Genomic DNA, 17,335 nt, shown 5'->3' with positions numbered 1-17,335 from the left:
GGTTGAAACCCGATCCCTGTGGGAGCGAGCCTGCTCGCGAAGCGCAATATCAGTCGACGCTAAATTGGCGGCTGTGAAAATGCCTTCGCGAGCAGGCTCGCTCCCACAGGATCTACGTAACTTTGTTGATCTTCACAAGGTGACAAAGAATCTCAACAGCCTCTCCTGCAAGCGCGTCGTCAATTCAGCTTCTTCGAGGTCCAAATCCCCCTTCAAAACCCTCTCTCGCCGCTAACGTCGCCGATGTTGTCGCCATCACACTTACCTGCGATCTAGCTGACAAAAGCCACGAACGTGCAGATATGTTTAACACTCGAAAATTCGCCGGGAACATCTGTCCGTCATCTCGGTCGGGTAGAAGGAGTGATGAACGCGACGCACGTCAGAAGCGTGCAAAAACGCGACATTTTTAGTTGATCTCGCGCCCCTCACGCCCTAAAGTTCGCGCCGAACGTCCATGCTGGAAACGATCCATCCGGCTCAAGTACTGACGACGAGACAGCAAGGCCAAGGGATAGCTGCACATCTCTGGGCCTTTTTGCTTTCGGCGACATGCCTTGGGAAGTAGGCGAACCAAAGTGGGGATACGGAGGGCGTTCATGCACCCATTGATTAACTTAGTTTGCCAGCAGGAGTTCCCAGCATGTCGATCCAGGTCGAAGACTATTTCGCGCGCGCTACATTCGACAAAATGAAGGCGTTCGCCGACAAACAGGAAACCCCGTTCGTGGTGATCGACACCGCGATGATCGCCCAGGCCTACGATGACCTGCGCGCCGGTTTCGAATTCGCCAAGGTCTACTACGCGGTCAAGGCCAACCCGGCCGTCGAGATCATCGACCTGCTCAAGGAAAAAGGTTCGAGCTTCGACATCGCCTCGATCTATGAGCTGGACAAGGTGATGGATCGCGGCGTCAGCGCCGACCGTATCAGCTACGGCAACACCATCAAGAAATCCAAGGACATTCGCTACTTCTACGACAAGGGCGTGCGTCTGTTCTCCACCGACTCCGAGGCCGACCTGCGCAACATCGCCAAGGCTGCACCGGGTTCGAAAGTCTATGTGCGCATCCTCACTGAAGGCTCGACCACCGCTGACTGGCCGCTGTCGCGCAAGTTCGGCTGCCAGACCGACATGGCCATGGACCTGCTGATCCTCGCCCGCGACCTCGGTCTGGTGCCATACGGCATTTCGTTCCACGTCGGTTCGCAACAGCGCGACATCAGCGTCTGGGACGCGGCGATCGCCAAGGTCAAAGTGATCTTCGAACGCCTGAAAGAAGAAGACGGCATCCACCTCAAGCTGATCAACATGGGCGGCGGCTTCCCGGCCAACTACATCACCCGCACCAACAGCCTGGAAACCTACGCCGAAGAAATCATTCGCTTCCTGAAAGAAGACTTCGGTGATGACCTGCCGGAAATCATCCTCGAGCCGGGCCGTTCGCTGATTGCCAACGCCGGTATTCTGGTCAGCGAAGTGGTACTGGTTGCACGCAAGTCGCGCACTGCCGTCGAGCGTTGGGTGTATACCGATGTGGGCAAGTTCTCCGGCCTGATCGAAACCATGGACGAAGCGATCAAGTTCCCGATCTGGACCGAGAAGAAAGGCGAGATGGAAGAAGTCGTGATCGCCGGCCCGACCTGCGACAGCGCCGACATCATGTACGAGAACTACAAGTATGGCTTGCCGCTGAACCTGGCGATTGGTGATCGTCTGTACTGGTTGTCGACCGGTGCGTACACCACCAGCTACAGCGCGGTCGAGTTCAACGGGTTTCCGCCGCTGAAGTCGTTTTACGTTTAAGGAGCAGCTGCAAGAGAAAAGCCCATGACGTGTCATGGGCTTTTTTGTGTCCGCAAATCCCATGTAGGAGCTGCCGCAGGCTGCGATCTTTTGATCTGGCTTTTAAAAAATCAAAGGCAAAAGATCGCAGCCTGCGGCAGCTCCTACAGGGATTGCGCGTAGCGTTGGGAATATTGATTGGCCATGGCCTGGATTCTGGGATCCGTAGCGCTCGCCAGCGTCTGGCTCGCTACCCGCAGGAAATTCAGATTGCCGGCGGCCAAGGCCTTCTCAAGCCATATGACGGCATCATCGATCCGCCCTTCACCCGCCAACACCGCCGCATAACTGAACTGCCCACGAAAATCCCCTGCCTCGGCAGAACGCCGATACCACTCACGCGCCGCCAGCGGATCCGCCGGACACACCTGCCCTTCCTCCAAATACCGCCCAAGCAGGTTCATCGACTTCGCATGGCCCAACTCAGCCGCGCGCCGATACAGCGCCAGCGCCTGCTGATGATCAACCGTCACCCCGCGCCCGGTCGCCAGCAGGTTGGCGAGGTTGTACATCGCCCAGTCCAGCCCCGCCTCGGCGGCGATCCGATAATGCTGCGCCGCCACCGAGGCATCCGCCGCACAACCCCAACCATGCTCATGACAACGCCCGAGCATGTTGCGCGCCATCAGATGCCCGCGCCCGGCGGCAATAGCGAACCAGCGCAGCGCAAGCGGTTGATCCTGCGCGATGCCCTGACCGTCCAGCAGGATCTGCCCCAGCAGCGCCTGCGCTTCAACCTCGCCCTCGCCGGCCGCGAGCAAGATCGCCTGCGCAGCGCGGGCAGGACTTTCGGCGAGCATTGCGCGCAACTGTTCACCGTCCAGGGCTTCCTCGCGACGCAGCTGGAAACTCATACCTCGACCCAACGCCGCAGCAAGTTGTGATAAGTGCCGGTGAGGCGGATCAGCGAAGGGTGATCGGGAACGTCGTGCGTCAGTTGCTGAATCGCCCCGTCCATTTCGAACAGCAACGCGCGCTGACTGTCTTCGCGCACCAGGCTCTGCGTCCAGAAAAATGACGCATAACGCGCACCACGGGTGACCGCGTTGACCTTGTGCAAACTGGTGCCCGGATACAACACCATGTCGCCAGCCGGCAGCTTCACTCGCTGGGTGCCGTAGGTGTCCTGAATCTCAAGTTCGCCGCCGTCGTAATCTTCCGGCTCGCTGAAAAACAGCGTCGCCGACAAATCGGTGCGCACCCGCTCGATGCTGCCCTTGGGCTGGCGCACGGCGTTGTCGATGTGAAAATCGAAACTGCCGCCGGCCGTGTAACAGTTCACCAACGGTGGGAAGACCTTGTGCGGCAATGCAGCAGACATGAACAGCGGATTCTTCCACAGCCGCTCGAGCATCGCCGCGCCGATTTCCTTGGCCAGCGGATGGCCTTCGGGCAGTTGCAGATTGTGCTTGGCCTTGGCCGACTGGAAGCCGGCGGTGATCTTGCCGTCGGCCCAATCCGCCTGCTCCAGGGCTTGGCGGATGCGCTGCACTTCGTCTTTTGCGAACAGCCCGGGAATGTGCAGCAGCATGGCGATGTCACCTGATGGCAAGAAGGCGGCAATGGTATTGATTCTTATTGACCGTGTAAAACCCGTAAGACGAATGAACGGGCAGAAACCGTAAGGGCAAATTGTAAAGAATGTAAATTCAATGCGAATAACAATGTTTCGCAATTGATACGAATACCTGTTTACCCTATATTCCGCCGCCTCAAATCCTTGGGGAGGGGAATAAAAATGGCACGTCAACACGCACAATTACCGGTCAGTTCACCACGTCTGCTCGCCTCGGCAATCGGTGTCGCAATCACCGCCGGCTCCGCTGGGCAGATGGTCTTCGCGGCGGAAAAAACCGACAGCAAAGCGTCCGGCAACGCCATCGCCCTGGACGCCACCGCCATCACCGGCGAAGCCCAGGACTCGACTTCCTATCAGGTCGAAAAAGCCTCCTCGCCCAAGTACACCGCGCCGCTGGTCGACACGCCGCGCTCGGTCACCGTCATCCCGCAACAAGTGCTCAAGGACACCGGCGCGCTGAACATGCAGGACGCCTTGCGTACTGTGCCGGGCATCACCTTCGGCGCCGGTGAAGGCGGCAACCCGCAGGGCGATCGTCCGTTCATTCGCGGCTTCGACGCCCAGGGCGACACCTATCTGGACGGCGTGCGCGACACCGGTTCGCAGAGCCGCGAAATCTTCGCCGTTGAAAACATCGAAGTCAGCAAAGGCCCGAACTCGGCGATCGGCGGTCGTGGCGCCGCCGGCGGCAGCATCAATCTGGTGAGCAAGAAAGCCCATCTGGGCAATTCGTTCGACGGCGGCTTCACCTACGGCTCCGACCAGACCCAGCGCTACACCCTCGACGGCAACTACCAGTTCAGCGACAGCGCTGCCGGCCGTCTCAACCTGATGAGTCACGAGAGCAACGTCGCCGGTCGCGACAAGGTCGATTACGACCGTTGGGGCATCGCACCGTCGCTGGCCTTCGGCCTGGGCACCGATACCCGCGTCAACCTCGACTACTACCACCTGGAAAGCAACGACACCCCGGACTCGGGCATCCCGTACACCATTCCCACCGGTGGTTCGGCCGCGCGCACCAAGTCCAATCCGGACAAGCCGTATGCCGGTGGCGATCACGACAATTTCTATGGTCTGGATCGTGACTTCCGCAAGGGCCGCACCGACACCGCGACCTTCGCCATCGAGCATGACCTCAATGATGCGCTGACCATCAAGAACACCCTGCGCCACGGCACCAGCATGCAGGATTACATCCTCACCCAGCCGGACGACAGCAAGGGCAACGTCAACAACGGCAGCGTCTGGCGTCGAGCCAACACGCGGGTGAGCAACACCGAAACCACCACCAACCAGACCGACCTGTTCGGCACCTTCTACGTGGCCGGGTTCAAGAACAGCTTCTCCACTGGTGTCGAATACACCCGTGAGCAGAGCGAGAAATCCTCGTATAACGTCAACACCGACACCACGCCGCGCACCAACGCCGTCACCACCAACTGCAACCCGGGCCTGATCGGCGCGGCCAGCGGTTATAACTGCACCTCACTGTCGAACCCGAATCCGAACGATCCGTGGAACGGCGCAATCTCGCGCAACTACGCCGGCACCGACACCCAGGCCGACACCTACGCGCTGTACGTGTTCGACACGCTGGAGTTGTCCGAGCAGTGGCTGGTGAACATGGGCCTGCGCTACGACCACTTCGACACCGACTACAAAACCTATAACGCCGCAGGCCGCACCACCTCCAAGGGCGATGACACCAGCGAATTCGTCACCGGCCAGTTCGGCGTGGTCTACAAGCCGGCGGAAAACGGCAGCATCTACGCCTCTTATGCAACCTCGGCGACACCGCCGGGCAACACCCTGGGCGAAGGCCAGGAAGGCAATCCGCTGGGCGGCACACCGGATCGCAGCGGCAACCTGCTGAGCAGCGACATGGAGCCGGAAACCACCAAGAATTACGAAATCGGCACCAAGTGGGATCTGCTCAACGATCGCCTGTCGCTGACCGCCGACATCTTCCGCACCGAGAAGGAAAACGCTCGCGTGCAGGTCGACACCAGTTCCTACGAGAACGCCGGCAAGACCCGCGTGCAAGGCTTCGAACTGTCGGCCAGCGGCAAGATCACCGGCAAGTGGCAGGTGTTCGCCGGTTACGCCTTCATGGACAGCGAACAGGTCGACGGTGGTCCGCTGGGTCGCGCCAACGATGGCAACGATCTGCCGAACACACCGAAAAACAGCGCCAGCCTGTGGACCACGTATCAGGTCACGCCAAAGCTGACGATCGGTGGTGGCGCGTTCTACGTCGACGACGTCTACGGCAGTGTTGCCAACACAACGATGGTCGATTCGTACGTGCGTTACGACGCGATGGCGGCCTACAAGCTGACCAAGAACGTCGACCTGCAACTCAACGTGCAGAACCTGACCGACGAAACCTATTACGACAAAGCCTTCTCGACCCACTTCGCCAATCAGGCGGCGGGACGCACGGCGCTGTTGAGCACCAATTTCCATTTTTGACCGATGTGAAAACCTGTGGGAGCGAGCCTGCTCGCGAAGGCAATCTTTCAGCAACATCGATGCTGACTGACACACCGCTTTCGCGAGCAGGCTCGCTCCCACAGGGAATGCGCCGCGAGGCTCGGCCCCGTTCATTCAGTTGAACGGGGCTTTTGTGTGTAACGCAAAACGCATCTTGATAACCCACGGCATAATGCGCGCCGTGATGACAATTTCCGAACGGACGGCGAGTGACGTGTTGAAGAAAACCCTGTTCCAGTTGCACTGGTTTTTTGGCATCACCGCAGGGCTGGTGCTGGCCCTGATGGGCATCACCGGCGCGGCCTATTCGTTTCAGGACGAGATCCTGCGCGCGCTGAATCCGTCCGTTCTGCAGGTGGAAAAACAGGTCGCCGGCGTGCTGCCGCCAGTGGAACTGGTGGAGCGCATCGAAGCCGCGTCCGGCAAGAAAGTCTCGATGCTCTGGGTCGAGACCGACAGCGGTCACGCCGCACGGGTGTTCTTCACCCCGCCCAAGGGCGAACGACGTGGCGAAATGCGCTACTTCGATCCGTACACCGCCGAGTTCAAGGGCGATGCCACCGGCCAGGACTTCTTCGGCCTGATGCTGCAACTGCACCGCTTCCTCGCCATGGGCGATACCGGGCGCAATATCACCGGCGCCTGCACCTTAATGTTGTTGTTCTTCTGTTTCTCTGGCCTCTATCTGCGCTGGCCGCGTCAGTGGAACAGCTGGCGCGTGTGGTTGACCCTGGACTGGAAGAAAAAGGGCCGCGCGTTCAATTGGGATCTGCACTCGGTGGCCGGCACCTGGTGCCTTTTGGTCTATCTGCTGCTGGCGTTGACCGGTTTGTCATGGTCGTACGAGTGGTACAACAAAGGCCTGACCCGACTGCTTTCCGACGCGCCGCAAAACGAACGCGTGCGCGGTGGTCGCGGCCCGGCGCCGGAAGGTCCGGCACCGACCGCCGACTACGCGGCGATGTGGAGCAGCATCTACAGCGCCGCCGGCCCGGGCCTGGCCGCGTACAACATCCGCATGCCGGCGGTTGCCGGCCAACCGGCGACCGTGTTCTACCTGCTCGACAGCTCACCGCATGACCGCGCGCTGAACCAGATCACCCTCGACCCGGCCACCGGCGTGGTCAAACGCGTCGACCGCTATGCCGACAAAAGCTTCAAGGCACAACTGCTGACCAGCATTTATGCGCTGCACGTCGGCAGTTATTTCGGCCTCGTCGGGCGCATTATCGTGACGATTGCGGCGGTGTGCATGCCGCTGTTTTTCATCACTGGCTGGCTGCTGTATCTGGATCGCCGGCGCAAGAAAAAGCAGATCAAGGATGCCCGCCAAGGTCTCGCGCAACCGTCCGCCGATGCTTCGGCGTGGCTGATCGGTTTCGCCAGCCAGAGCGGTTTCGCCGAACAGCTGGCGTGGCAGACGGCTGGCCAATTGCAGGCCGCCGGGCTACCGGTCAATGTGCAGCCGCTGGCCAATCTCAGCGAACAGGACCTGCGTGATTCGCACAATGCGCTGTTCGTGGTCAGCACCTTCGGCGACGGCGAAGCACCGGACAGCGCCCGTGGTTTCGAGCGCAAAGTGCTGGCCAAAGCCTCGACACTCGACAGCCTTAACTACGCCGTGCTCGGCCTCGGCGATCGGCAATACGCGCACTTCTGCGGCTTCGCCAAGCGCCTGCACCAATGGCTCGGCGAGCACGGCGGCAAGACCTTGTTCGCCCCGGTGGAAGTGGACAGCGGCGATCCTTACGCGCTGCGTCACTGGCAAACCCAACTCGGCCAGCTCACCGGACAGGCGCCGAGCGAAACCTGGCAAGCACCCAGCTACGACAACTGGACGCTGGTCCGCCGCGACCTGATGAACCCTGACAGCAGCGGCGCGCCGGTCTATCTGCTCGGCCTCAAAGCCCCGGACACCCGCAGCTGGCTCGCCGGTGATCTGGTCGAAGTGCTGCCGCGCAATTGCCCGTGGGCGATCGAGCATTTCCTCGACGGCCTCGGCATTCGTGGCGAGACCCCGGTCAAGGTCAATGGCATCGACGAACCACTGGAAGTGGCCCTTGCCTCACGCCAACTGCCCGAGCACCGCGCGCATCTGGTCGGCCTGCATGCGCAGTCGCTGGTCGACGCGATGGTGCCACTGGCGATGCGCGAATACTCGATCGCCTCGATTGCCGCTGACGGCGTGCTGGAGCTGATCGTGCGTCAGGAACAGCACAACGACGGCAGCCTCGGCATCGGCTCCGGCTGGCTCACCGAACACGCGCCTGTGGGCGGCAGCATCAGCCTGCGCGTGCGGCGCAACAGTGGTTTCCACCTGCCGAACGAGCCGGTGCCGATGATCCTGTTGGGCAACGGCACCGGTCTCGCGGGCCTGCGCAGCTTGCTCAAGGCACGGATTGCCGACGGTCAGCAGCGGCACTGGCTGTTGTTCGGCGAGCGCAACCGCGAACACGATTTCCTCTGCCGCGCCGAGCTGGAGGAATGGCTGGTGAATGGTGATCTGGCGCGGCTGGATCTGGCGTTTTCGCGGGATCAGGCTGAAAAGATTTATGTGCAGGATCGCTTGCGTGAGTCGGCGGATGAATTGAAGAAATGGCTGGCTGATGGTGCCGTTATCTATATCTGCGGCAGCCTTCAAGGGATGGCCTCAGGTGTAGACCAGGCGCTCAACGATATCCTCGGCAGCGCCGAAGTCGAACGCCTGATCGAACAGGGCCGCTATCGCCGGGATGTTTACTGAAAAACCCGTTGCTTTGTAGGAGCTGCCGAAGGCTGCGATCTGTTGATCTTGTATTCAAAAAATCAAAGTCAAAAGATCGCGGCCTTCGGCAGCTCCTACAGAGATCAAACAGGCTGCAATTTCTGCTCAAACACCGCCACCCCATCCAGATCCCGCAACACCACACTCATCTCGCCGCTCTGCCCTTCGATATTCACCTCACCAAAAAACTGAAACCCGGCAAACGGCGAGGTGTTCTGTACGGGCGGTGCTTTCTCGAACACCACCTCTGGCCCAAACGTCTTGTCCAGTGGATTCGGCCCGAAACTGCCGGCATTCAACGGCCCGGCAACAAATTCCCAGAACGGTTCGAAATCCTGAAACGCCGCGCGGTCCGGGTGGTAGTGATGCGCCGCGCAGTAGTGCACGTCGGCCGTCAGAAACACGAAATTGCGCACCTGCTGCGCGCGCAGAAAGCCGAGCAGTTCGGCGATTTCCAATTCACGCCCCTGCGCTGGGCCGGGGTCGCCGTTGGCCACGGCTTCCCAACGCGCAACGCCTGGGCTGACCTCGCCGTCCGGGACGCCAAGGCCGATGGGCATGTCGGCGGCGATGACTTTCCACTGCGCCGTCGACGCCTTCAATTCGCGCTTGAGCCAGTCCAGTTGCTCGCGGCCGAGAAACGGTTTTGCCGCGCCAAGGTTGTCGTCATTGGCTTCGCGATAGCTGCGCATATCCAGCACGAACACGTCGAGCATCGGCCCGTAACTGAGCTTGCGATAAATACGCCCGCCGCCGTCCGCCGCTTGCAGACGCATCGGCGCATATTCGAGCCACGCCTGCCGCGCGCGGCCGACCAGTTTGTGGATATCTTTCTCCTGATAACGCTCATCCAGTTGCTTGCCCGGTGACCAGTTGTTGACCACTTCGTGATCGTCCCACTGCCAGATCTGCGGCACTTCGGCGTTGAAGCGGCGGATGTTTTCGTCCATCAGGTTGTAGCGATAGTTGCCGCGATAATCGTCGAGGGTCTGCGCGACTCGGCTCTTGGCTTCTGTGGTGATGTTGCGCCAGATGCGCCCGCTTTCGGTGGTCAGTTGCGCGGGCACCGGGCCGTCGGCGTAGATGGTGTCGCCGCTGTGGATAAAGAAGTCCGGCAGGCGCAGGCGCATGGCTTCGTAGATACGCATGCCGCCGATGTCCGGGTTGATCCCGAAGCCCTGGCCGACGGTGTCACCGCTCCAGACAAAACGAATGTCGCGTTTTGTCGTTGGCACGCTGCGCAGATGGCCGAACCACGGTTCGCTGGCGACGCCGCTCTGGGCATCTTCGAAGTGCACACGATAGAAGATTGCCTGGTTGGCCGGCAGGCCGGTGAGTTCGACGCGGGCGGTGAAATCGCTGCGCGCATCAGCCAGTGGCGAGACGAATTTGCGCGGGTTGCCGAACAGGCTGCCGGTGTCCCACTCCACCACCATGCGCGCCGGGCGATCGCTGCGGCTCCAGATCATCGCGCGGTCGCCGAGCAGGTCGCCGGACTGCACGCCGTCGGTGAGCTGCGGACGATCCTTGACCGAGGCAATCACCGCCGGCGCCAACCCCGGCAGCAACAGCCCGGCGCCGACCGCTTGCATGACGCGCCGCCGACCGAGATTGAAATCGCTCATGGTGTTCTCCCTGCAAAAGGGAAAACTTAAGCACGGGTGTATGAACCCGCTATGACAATGCAGACTCCTGTGGGAGCGAGCCTGCTCGCGAAGGCGTCCTGCCAGTTACCACATCTTCAGCTGGCACTCCGCTTTCGCGAGCAAGCCCGCTCCCACAGGGATTTGGTGTTGTCGGTCAGGCCTTGGCAGGTTCCAGCGCCAACTCGACAGCCTCAGGCCTTTTGAGCAGTGCATACACCACCGCCGTGACCAGGCTCCCCGCAACAATCGCCAGCAGATACAGCAGCGCGTGATTGATCGCGTTGGGAATCGCCAGCACAAACAAACCACCGTGCGGCGCCATCAGTTTGCAGCCGAAATACATCGACAAGGCACCGGTCAGCGCACCGCCAGCGATGCTTGCCGGGATCACCCGCAGCGGGTCTTTCGCGGCAAACGGAATCGCTCCTTCGGAGATAAAGCACAGGCCCAGCACGAAAGCCGCTTTGCCGGCCTCGCGTTCAGTCTGGGCGAACTTGCGCCGGGCAATGAAGGTGGCGATGCCCAGACCAATCGGCGGCACCATGCCGGCGGCCATGGTCGCGGCCATCGGTGCGTAACTCTGCGAGGCCAGCAGCCCTACCGAAAACGCATAGGCAGCCTTGTTGATCGGCCCGCCGAGGTCGACGCACATCATGCCGCCGAGCAACACACCCAGCAGAATCGCGTTGGTGGTGCCCATGCTGTCGAGGAACTGCGTGAGCGCGGCGAGCATGCCGGCGACCGGTTTGCCGACCACGTAAATCATCACCAGGCCGGTGACCAGACTGGCCAGTAGCGGAATGATCAGAATCGGCTTCAGCGCTTCCAGGCTCTGCGGCAATTTCACATAGCGGGCGATGGCTTTGGCGGCGTAACCGGCGATGAAACCGGCAATGATCCCGCCGATGAATCCAGCGCCCAAGGTGCCTGCGAGCAAGCCTCCGATCATCCCCGGCGCAAGACCGGGACGGTCGGCGATCGAGTAGGCGATGTAACCGGCGAGCAGCGGCACCATCAGCTTGAACGCGGTTTCACCGCCGATCTGCATCAGCGCCGCCGCCAGCGTGCCCTCTTCCTTGTACGCGGTGATGCCGAACACGAAGGACAGCGCAATCAGCAAACCACCGGCCACTACCATCGGCAGCATGTACGACACACCCGTGAGCAGGTGCTTGTAGACGCCGGTTTTCTCGGACTTGGCCGGAGCCTTGCCGTCGCTTGCGGCGCTTTCTACAGCGCCTTCAGCCAAGGCTTTTTTCAAAGTCGCTTCGGACTGCTTCAGCGCAACGCCCGTGCCGCAGCGATAGATTTTCTTGCCAGCAAAACGCTCGGTGGCGACGTCGATATCTGCCGCCAGCAGCACTACGTCTGCCTCGGCGATGGCCGTCGCGCTGAGCGGGGTTTTCGCGCCGACCGAGCCTTGGGTTTCGACCTGCAATTCATAACCCAGGCGCTTGGCAGTCTGCTGCAACGCTTCGGCGGCCATGAAGGTGTGGGCGACGCCGGTCGGGCACGCGGTGATAGCAACGATGCGCGGCGCACGGGGCGTATCGATCGCCGGTTCGACTTCACTCGCCACGTAGACTTCGGCTTCTTCAGCACCGCGACGCAGCACCGCTTCGACATCCTGCAAGGCCTGCGCCGGAGCGATCTGGAACACGCGCTTGCCGACGAAGCGACTCATGTCCACCGCGCCAGTGGTGACCAGCAAGACCCACTCGGCGGCTTCGATGGTCGCCGCCGACAATTCGCGTTCCGGGTGCGCCGGATCGACCACTTCAACGCTGGTGCTCCAGCCCTGACGCTGCGCCGCTGCATCGAGCAGACGCGCGCACAGCACACTGGTGACCATGCCGTTCGGGCAAGCCGTAACAATGGCTAACTTCATGACAAACCCTCTTATTGTTCTGTCAGGGGGCGCACGCGCACGCCCTGTTCGAGCTGCGCCAGTTGCGCAGCGTCGTTGATGCCAAAACCGATCTGCGTCACCGCCATCGCCGCAATCGCAGTGGCGGTGCGCAGGGTTTGCTCGGGGGTGTCGGCGCTGAGCAGACCGTGGAGCATGCCTGCCAGCAAGGAATCGCCGGCACCGACCGTGCTGGCTACGCTGACCTTCGGCGGCGAGGCATGCAGAGCCGAGCCGACACTGAACCAGTTCACGCCGTCGGCGCCGTGGGAAATCACCACGTGCTCGATGCCTTGCCCGTGCAAGCGTGCAGCGGCTTGTGCTTCGGCGATCGGCGAGACCACTTCGCAGCCGAGGGCGTGGGCCAGTTCTTCGGTGTTCGGTTTGATCAACCAGGGGCTGGCCTGCAACGCCGCGCGCAAGGCCTCACCACTGGAATCGAGGGCGACTTTCAAGCCGAGCGCGTTCAACCTTTCAATCAGCTCGCGCAACCACTGCGCCGTGACGCCGCGCGGCAGACTACCGGCGACCACCACTGCATCGTGCCCCGGTGCGATCTGCAGCAAGCGATCAAGCAAGGCTTGCTGCGCCGTTGCATCGACCACCGGGCCCGGGCCATTGATGTCGGTGATGCGCCCATCCTGTTCGGCGACCTTGATGTTGCTGCGCGTCTCGCCCGGCACGCGGATAAACGCATCGACGAAGCCGCGCTTGGCGAACAGGGTTTCGAACGCTTGTTGATTGTCTTCGCCGAGAAAACCGCTGACGGTGACCTGATGGCCGAGGTCCGCCAGCACTTGGGCAACGTTGACGCCTTTGCCCGCAGCGTGGGTGTGCATTTCCTCGCTGCGATTGACCTGACCGGCATCCAGCCGTGACAGCTCGACGGTGAGGTCGAGTGCCGGGTTGAGGGTCAGGGTAAGAATCTTGGCCATTACAGGGCCTCCACTAATGCGCGTACTTCATTCGCGCTGCCCACGGCCAGGGCCTGTTGAGCAAGGGTTTGCGCCTGGGTCAGGCTGAGTTCACGGATGCGCGCCTTGACTTCGGCAATGCTGCGCCCGGACACGCTGAGTTCGTCGACACCGAGGCCTACCAGCACCGGCACCGCCAGCGGGTCGGCCGCCAGTTCGCCGCAGACGCCCACCCATTTGCCGTGGGCATGGGCGGCGCGCACGGTGATGTCGATCAGTTGCAGGACCGCCGGGTGCAAGCCGTCAGCTTGCGCCGACAGCGTCGGATGACCACGGTCGATGGCCAGGGTGTATTGCGTGAGGTCGTTGGTGCCGACGCTGAAGAAATCGACTTCCTTGGCCAGCACTGGCGCGAGCAACGCGGCCGACGGCACCTCGATCATGATCCCCAATTGCAGATCAGCGACCGGAATTTCCTCACGCAGACGCTCGGTCATGTCGCGGGCCTGGCGCCACTCTTCGACGCTGCCGACCATCGGGAACATGATTCGCAGCGGACGGTTGTCGGCCGAACGCAGCAAGGCACGCAGTTGCGCTTCCATGATCTGCGGCCGCTGCAGGGTCAGGCGAATGCCGCGCACCCCGAGGAACGGGTTTTCTTCCTTGGCGATCGGCCAATACGGCAGCGGTTTGTCGCCGCCGACGTCGAGCGTGCGTACCACCAGCGGTCGCCCGGCCAATCCATCGAGGACGCGACGGTATTCGGCCTCTTGGGTCGCCTCGTCCGGCGCCTGCGGGTGGGCCATGAAAATCAGTTCGGTGCGCAGCAGACCAATGCCTTCGGCGCCCTGCTCCACCGCGCTGTTCACCCCAGCGCTTTCGCCGATGTTGGCGAACACTTCAACGGCGTGGCCATCGGTGGTGTGCGCCGGTTGATGGCGCTGTTCGGCGGCAATCTTCAGGCGTTGCTCGCGGCTGTCGCGTTCTTCGGCGGCACGCTTGAGTGTCGCAGCATCGGCGTCGACATGCAGACGCCCGCGCTGGCCGTCGAGCAGCAATGGCGTGCCCGGTTCGAGCAACAGCACCGCCGCGCCTGCACCGACCAACGCCGGAATCCCGAGCGCGCGGGCGACGATGGCGCTGTGCGCGGTAGCGCCGCCGCGCGCGGTGAGAATCCCCGCCACTCGCGCAGGGTCCAGACGCGCGACATCGGACGGGCCGACTTCGTCCATCACCAGAATGTACGGTTGCTCAGGTTCGTTCGCGGTCTGCACGCCACACAACTGCGCCAGCACGCGACGGCCGATGTCGCGCAGATCGGCGGCACGCTCGGCGAGCAAAGCGTCCTGCAGCGATTCCTGCTGTTTGGCCGCAGCTTCGATCACCGCCATCCACGCCGCTTCGGCGCTTTCGCCTTGCTTGAGGCGGGTGTCGACTTCGTCGGTCAGATCCGGGTCGTCGAGCATTTCCTGGTGAGTGATGAAAATCTCGCGGATTGCCTTGGCCTTGCTGCGTTCGATCAAGCCCTGAATGTCGCGGCGCACGTCGCTCAGCGCTTGCTTGAGGCGCTCGCGCTCGATGGCCGCCGACTCGCCGCGCAACGGGTAATCGATGGCTTGCAGCACCTGAATGTGCGCCGGGCCAATAGCGATGCCCGGTGCGGCGGGAATCGCTTGCACCAGGCTGCCGGACGCCGGAGCGACCAGCACTTCAGCGATGTCGGCGATCACTTCGCGCTGCTGACTCACGGCCGGCAGCGGCTCGACCTCTTCACCTAGGCCTTCTTCAATCGCCGCGAGCAGGGCCGGCAAGGCATCGGCGGCGATGCTCGGCTCGGCGATCAGCTCCAGCACCTGACCGCGCCGGGCGCCGAGGCTGAGCAGTTTGCTCAGGCTTTTTACCGATACGGCGCTGTCCTGGCTGTCAACGATGCGCACGCGAATTTCGCCGTCAAAACTCTTCGCCAACTGCGCAAGAATCTTCGCTGGTCGTGCGTGCAGACCGTGGGCATTGGCCAAGGCGATGCGCGCACTCGGCCAATCGGCAGGCAGTTCGCCGCCAAGTACTTCAAGGACTTTACGGCTGCTGGTGGCGCGGCCCAGTTCGTGGCCACGACCTTCGATCAGCAACGCGCACAACCGCTCGAGCAATGCCTGATGCGCTTCGCCCAGACTGGCGAGGCAGAACAGACCGCTGAGCGGCTGGCCGAGATAACGCATTGGCTTGTCGGGCGTGACGAACGCCAGCCCCGGACGCTTCACGGTCTGCTCGCTGTGCAGCCACCACAGGCCATCACCCAATGGCAGCGCTTCGACTTGCTGCAACACGCCGGCAAAGCCGTTGCTCACACAATCGGCCTGACGCAGCAGACGTGCGCCGCGCCAGACCAGTTCTTCGAAATCATCGGCCGACACGCCGAGGCCGATCATCTGTGCGTCCAGCGCCAGTTCCTGCGGCGCGCCTTGCAGCAGTTTCAGCAACGCTTCGGGGGAGCTGGCGCGACGCAGGGCCTGGCCCAGATCGGTCTCGCCGAGGGCGCGGGTCAGCAGTTGCAGCAGGCGCAGGTGTTCATCGGATTTCGCCGCGATGCCGATCGCCAGATAAACGATCTGGCCATCGCCCCAGTCGACACCATCGGGAAACTGCATCAGGCGCACGCCGGTGGCGAATACCTGATCGCGGGTTTCTGGAGTGCCGTGGGGAATGGCGATGCCTTGACCGAGAAAGGTCGAGCCCTGGGCTTCCCGGGCCTGCAGGCCGGCGAGGTAACCGTCGGCCACCAGACCGTCGGCGACCAGATGACTGGCCAGCAATTGCAGGGCAGCGGGTTTATCCACGGCCGACTGGCCCATGGATATCTGCTCTATAGTGAGCTCGAGCATGCGATCTCCTTTTTGGCGCAGTTCAACGCCAGGTATTGTTTTGAATGGTTCACAGCTTAGGCGCTCTGCCGCGCTTTTCAGCGGCAGTTTTGGCGGTTTCACGGCAGGACCGGCCAAAGGCGTCCAAAACGTAGAAAATACGCTTGCTGAAACGTTTAATCTAGATTGATCGGCACGTTACTCGATAATGTCTCATCCTTGAAGTCCAACTGGTCGGATCTGCCTAGGCAATAAGTCGGCTGCCCTTATCGGGTAGGATTGGCGAAAATGTCGCGGCATGCTCGAAAAAACAAGGAAATACCGGGTTGAAACTCAGTGATATCGCGCGATTGGCCGGCGTCTCCGTCACCACCGCCAGCTACGTCATCAACGGCAAGGCCGAACAGCAACGCATCAGCAACGCGACCGTCGAGCGCGTGCGCGCGGTGGTCGATCTGCACGGCTTCACGCCCAATCCGCAAGCGGCCGGCCTGCGCAGTCGGCACACGCGCACCCTGGGCTTTATCCTGCCGGACCTGGAAAACCCCAGTTACGCGCGGATCGCCAAGTTGCTCGAACAAGGCGCGCGGGCTCGCGGCTATCAATTGCTGATCGCCAGTTCCGACGATGCGCCGGACAGCGAGCGCCAGTTGCTGCAACTGTTCCGCGCGCGCCGATGCGATGCGCTGATCGTTGCCAGTTGCCTGCCCGCCAGTGACGACAGCTACCGCCAGTTGCAGGCCAAGGGTCTGCCGATCATCGCCATCGACCGGGTCATGGAGCCGGAGCATTTCTGCTCGGTGATCAGCGACGACCGCGAGGCCAGCCTGCACCTGACCCAGAGCCTGCTCGATCCGCAGCCCAAGCAGATCGTGCTGCTCGGCGCACGGCCGGAGCTGAGCATCAGCCAGGAGCGTGCCGCCGGTTTCCGCGCAGCACTCAACGATTTCAAAGGCGAGGTGCTGGTCGAGCACGCCGAGTCGTTCAGCCGTGAGTGCGGCAAGCAATTGATGGAAGAACTCCTGCAGCGTCTGGGGCATTTGCCTGACGCACTGGTGACCACTTCCTACGTGCTGCTGCAGGGCGTGTTCGATGCGCTGCATGATTTCCCGTTGAAATCGCGGCCGCTGCGCCTCGGCACCTTCGGCGACACGCAGTTGCTGGATTTCCTGCCGCTGCCGGTCAATGCCATGTCCCAGCAACACCAATTGATCGCCGACAAGGCCCTGGAACTGGCGCTGGCCGCCGTCGAACAGGACGACTACCAACCGGGCGTGCAAGCCATTGCGCGGACCTTCAAGCAGCGTATTCACCGGGACTGAA

The 17,335-nt window shown here is 62.0% G+C and carries 10 protein-coding genes; 4 read left to right on the top strand and 6 right to left on the bottom strand.

Annotated elements, in window-relative coordinates; all coding sequences use genetic code 11:
* Window positions 1-643: 643 nt before the first annotated feature.
* Window positions 644-1,807 (top strand): type III PLP-dependent enzyme, encoded by a 1,164-nt coding sequence (locus tag AC4IHP_RS16105; RefSeq protein ID WP_460123929.1) that lies wholly within the window; start codon window positions 644-646, stop codon window positions 1,805-1,807.
* 143 nt (window positions 1,808-1,950) lie between these two features.
* On the opposite strand, the gene AC4IHP_RS16100 is transcribed toward AC4IHP_RS16105, so the two are convergent.
* The gene (locus AC4IHP_RS16100; RefSeq protein WP_490832151.1) at window positions 1,951-2,700 is read right to left on the bottom strand and encodes a tetratricopeptide repeat protein; all 750 of its coding nucleotides are present in this window, start codon (window positions 2,698-2,700) and stop codon (window positions 1,951-1,953) included.
* Window positions 2,697-3,377 (bottom strand): Fe2+-dependent dioxygenase, encoded by a 681-nt coding sequence (locus AC4IHP_RS16095; protein WP_460123923.1) that lies wholly within the window; start codon window positions 3,375-3,377, stop codon window positions 2,697-2,699. Before AC4IHP_RS16095 ends, AC4IHP_RS16100 begins: the two co-directional genes overlap by 4 nt.
* 207 nt (window positions 3,378-3,584) lie before the next feature.
* On the opposite strand from AC4IHP_RS16095, the gene AC4IHP_RS16090 reads away from it, so the two are divergent.
* Both AC4IHP_RS16090 and AC4IHP_RS16085 read left to right on the top strand, forming a co-directional pair.
* Window positions 3,585-5,900 carry a TonB-dependent receptor gene (locus tag AC4IHP_RS16090; protein ID WP_490832150.1) on the top strand — a complete coding sequence of 772 codons (2,316 nt, stop codon included), beginning with the start codon at window positions 3,585-3,587 and terminating at the stop codon, window positions 5,898-5,900.
* A gap of 235 nt (window positions 5,901-6,135) precedes the next feature.
* The gene (locus AC4IHP_RS16085; protein WP_490832155.1) at window positions 6,136-8,664 is read left to right on the top strand and encodes a PepSY domain-containing protein; all 2,529 of its coding nucleotides are present in this window, start codon (window positions 6,136-6,138) and stop codon (window positions 8,662-8,664) included.
* A gap of 104 nt (window positions 8,665-8,768) precedes the next feature.
* Here AC4IHP_RS16085 and AC4IHP_RS16080 read toward each other — a convergent pair whose 3' ends face one another.
* The 4 genes from AC4IHP_RS16080 to ptsP all read right to left on the bottom strand — a co-directional run bounded on the left by AC4IHP_RS16080 (window position 8,769) and on the right by ptsP (window position 16,033).
* Complete coding sequence (locus AC4IHP_RS16080) at window positions 8,769-10,310, bottom strand: alkaline phosphatase D family protein (protein WP_490832149.1); 1,542 nt, start codon at window positions 10,308-10,310, stop codon at window positions 8,769-8,771.
* A gap of 175 nt (window positions 10,311-10,485) precedes the next feature.
* Complete coding sequence (locus tag AC4IHP_RS16075; protein ID WP_460123913.1) at window positions 10,486-12,219, bottom strand: PTS fructose-like transporter subunit IIB; 1,734 nt, start codon at window positions 12,217-12,219, stop codon at window positions 10,486-10,488.
* A gap of 11 nt (window positions 12,220-12,230) precedes the next feature.
* The gene (gene pfkB, locus AC4IHP_RS16070; protein ID WP_460123910.1) at window positions 12,231-13,172 is read right to left on the bottom strand and encodes a 1-phosphofructokinase; all 942 of its coding nucleotides are present in this window, start codon (window positions 13,170-13,172) and stop codon (window positions 12,231-12,233) included.
* Window positions 13,172-16,033: a phosphoenolpyruvate--protein phosphotransferase gene (gene ptsP / locus AC4IHP_RS16065; RefSeq protein WP_490832148.1), complete on the bottom strand. Its 2,862-nt coding sequence runs from the start codon at window positions 16,031-16,033 to the stop codon at window positions 13,172-13,174. The genes pfkB and ptsP overlap by 1 nt, the downstream gene beginning before the upstream one ends.
* Window positions 16,034-16,338: 305 nt before the next feature.
* On the opposite strand from ptsP, the gene cra reads away from it, so the two are divergent.
* On the top strand, window positions 16,339-17,334 hold the full coding sequence (gene cra / locus AC4IHP_RS16060) for a catabolite repressor/activator (protein ID WP_310408073.1): 996 nt from the start codon (window positions 16,339-16,341) through the stop codon (window positions 17,332-17,334).
* The last annotated feature ends 1 nt before the right edge of the window (window position 17,335 follow it).

The sequence above is a fragment of the Pseudomonas sp. UF-293 genome (genome assembly GCF_058245595.1).
Note: the sequence above shows the minus strand (reverse complement) of the source record. Positions and strands in the feature narration are given on the sequence as shown.

What these genes read in the sequence shown, in the direction of transcription:
- AC4IHP_RS16075 (WP_460123913.1), bottom strand. Translation starts at nt 12,219, where the DNA reads ATGAAGTTAGCCATTGTTACGGCTTGCCCGAACGGCATGGTCACCAGT.
- ptsP (WP_490832148.1), bottom strand. Translation starts at nt 16,033, where the DNA reads ATGCTCGAGCTCACTATAGAGCAGATATCCATGGGCCAGTCGGCCGTG.
- pfkB (WP_460123910.1), bottom strand. Translation starts at nt 13,172, where the DNA reads ATGGCCAAGATTCTTACCCTGACCCTCAACCCGGCACTCGACCTCACC.
- AC4IHP_RS16105 (WP_460123929.1), top strand. Translation starts at nt 644, where the DNA reads ATGTCGATCCAGGTCGAAGACTATTTCGCGCGCGCTACATTCGACAAA.
- AC4IHP_RS16090 (WP_490832150.1), top strand. Translation starts at nt 3,585, where the DNA reads ATGGCACGTCAACACGCACAATTACCGGTCAGTTCACCACGTCTGCTC.
- AC4IHP_RS16100 (WP_490832151.1), bottom strand. Translation starts at nt 2,700, where the DNA reads ATGAGTTTCCAGCTGCGTCGCGAGGAAGCCCTGGACGGTGAACAGTTG.
- AC4IHP_RS16095 (WP_460123923.1), bottom strand. Translation starts at nt 3,377, where the DNA reads ATGCTGCTGCACATTCCCGGGCTGTTCGCAAAAGACGAAGTGCAGCGC.
- AC4IHP_RS16080 (WP_490832149.1), bottom strand. Translation starts at nt 10,310, where the DNA reads ATGAGCGATTTCAATCTCGGTCGGCGGCGCGTCATGCAAGCGGTCGGC.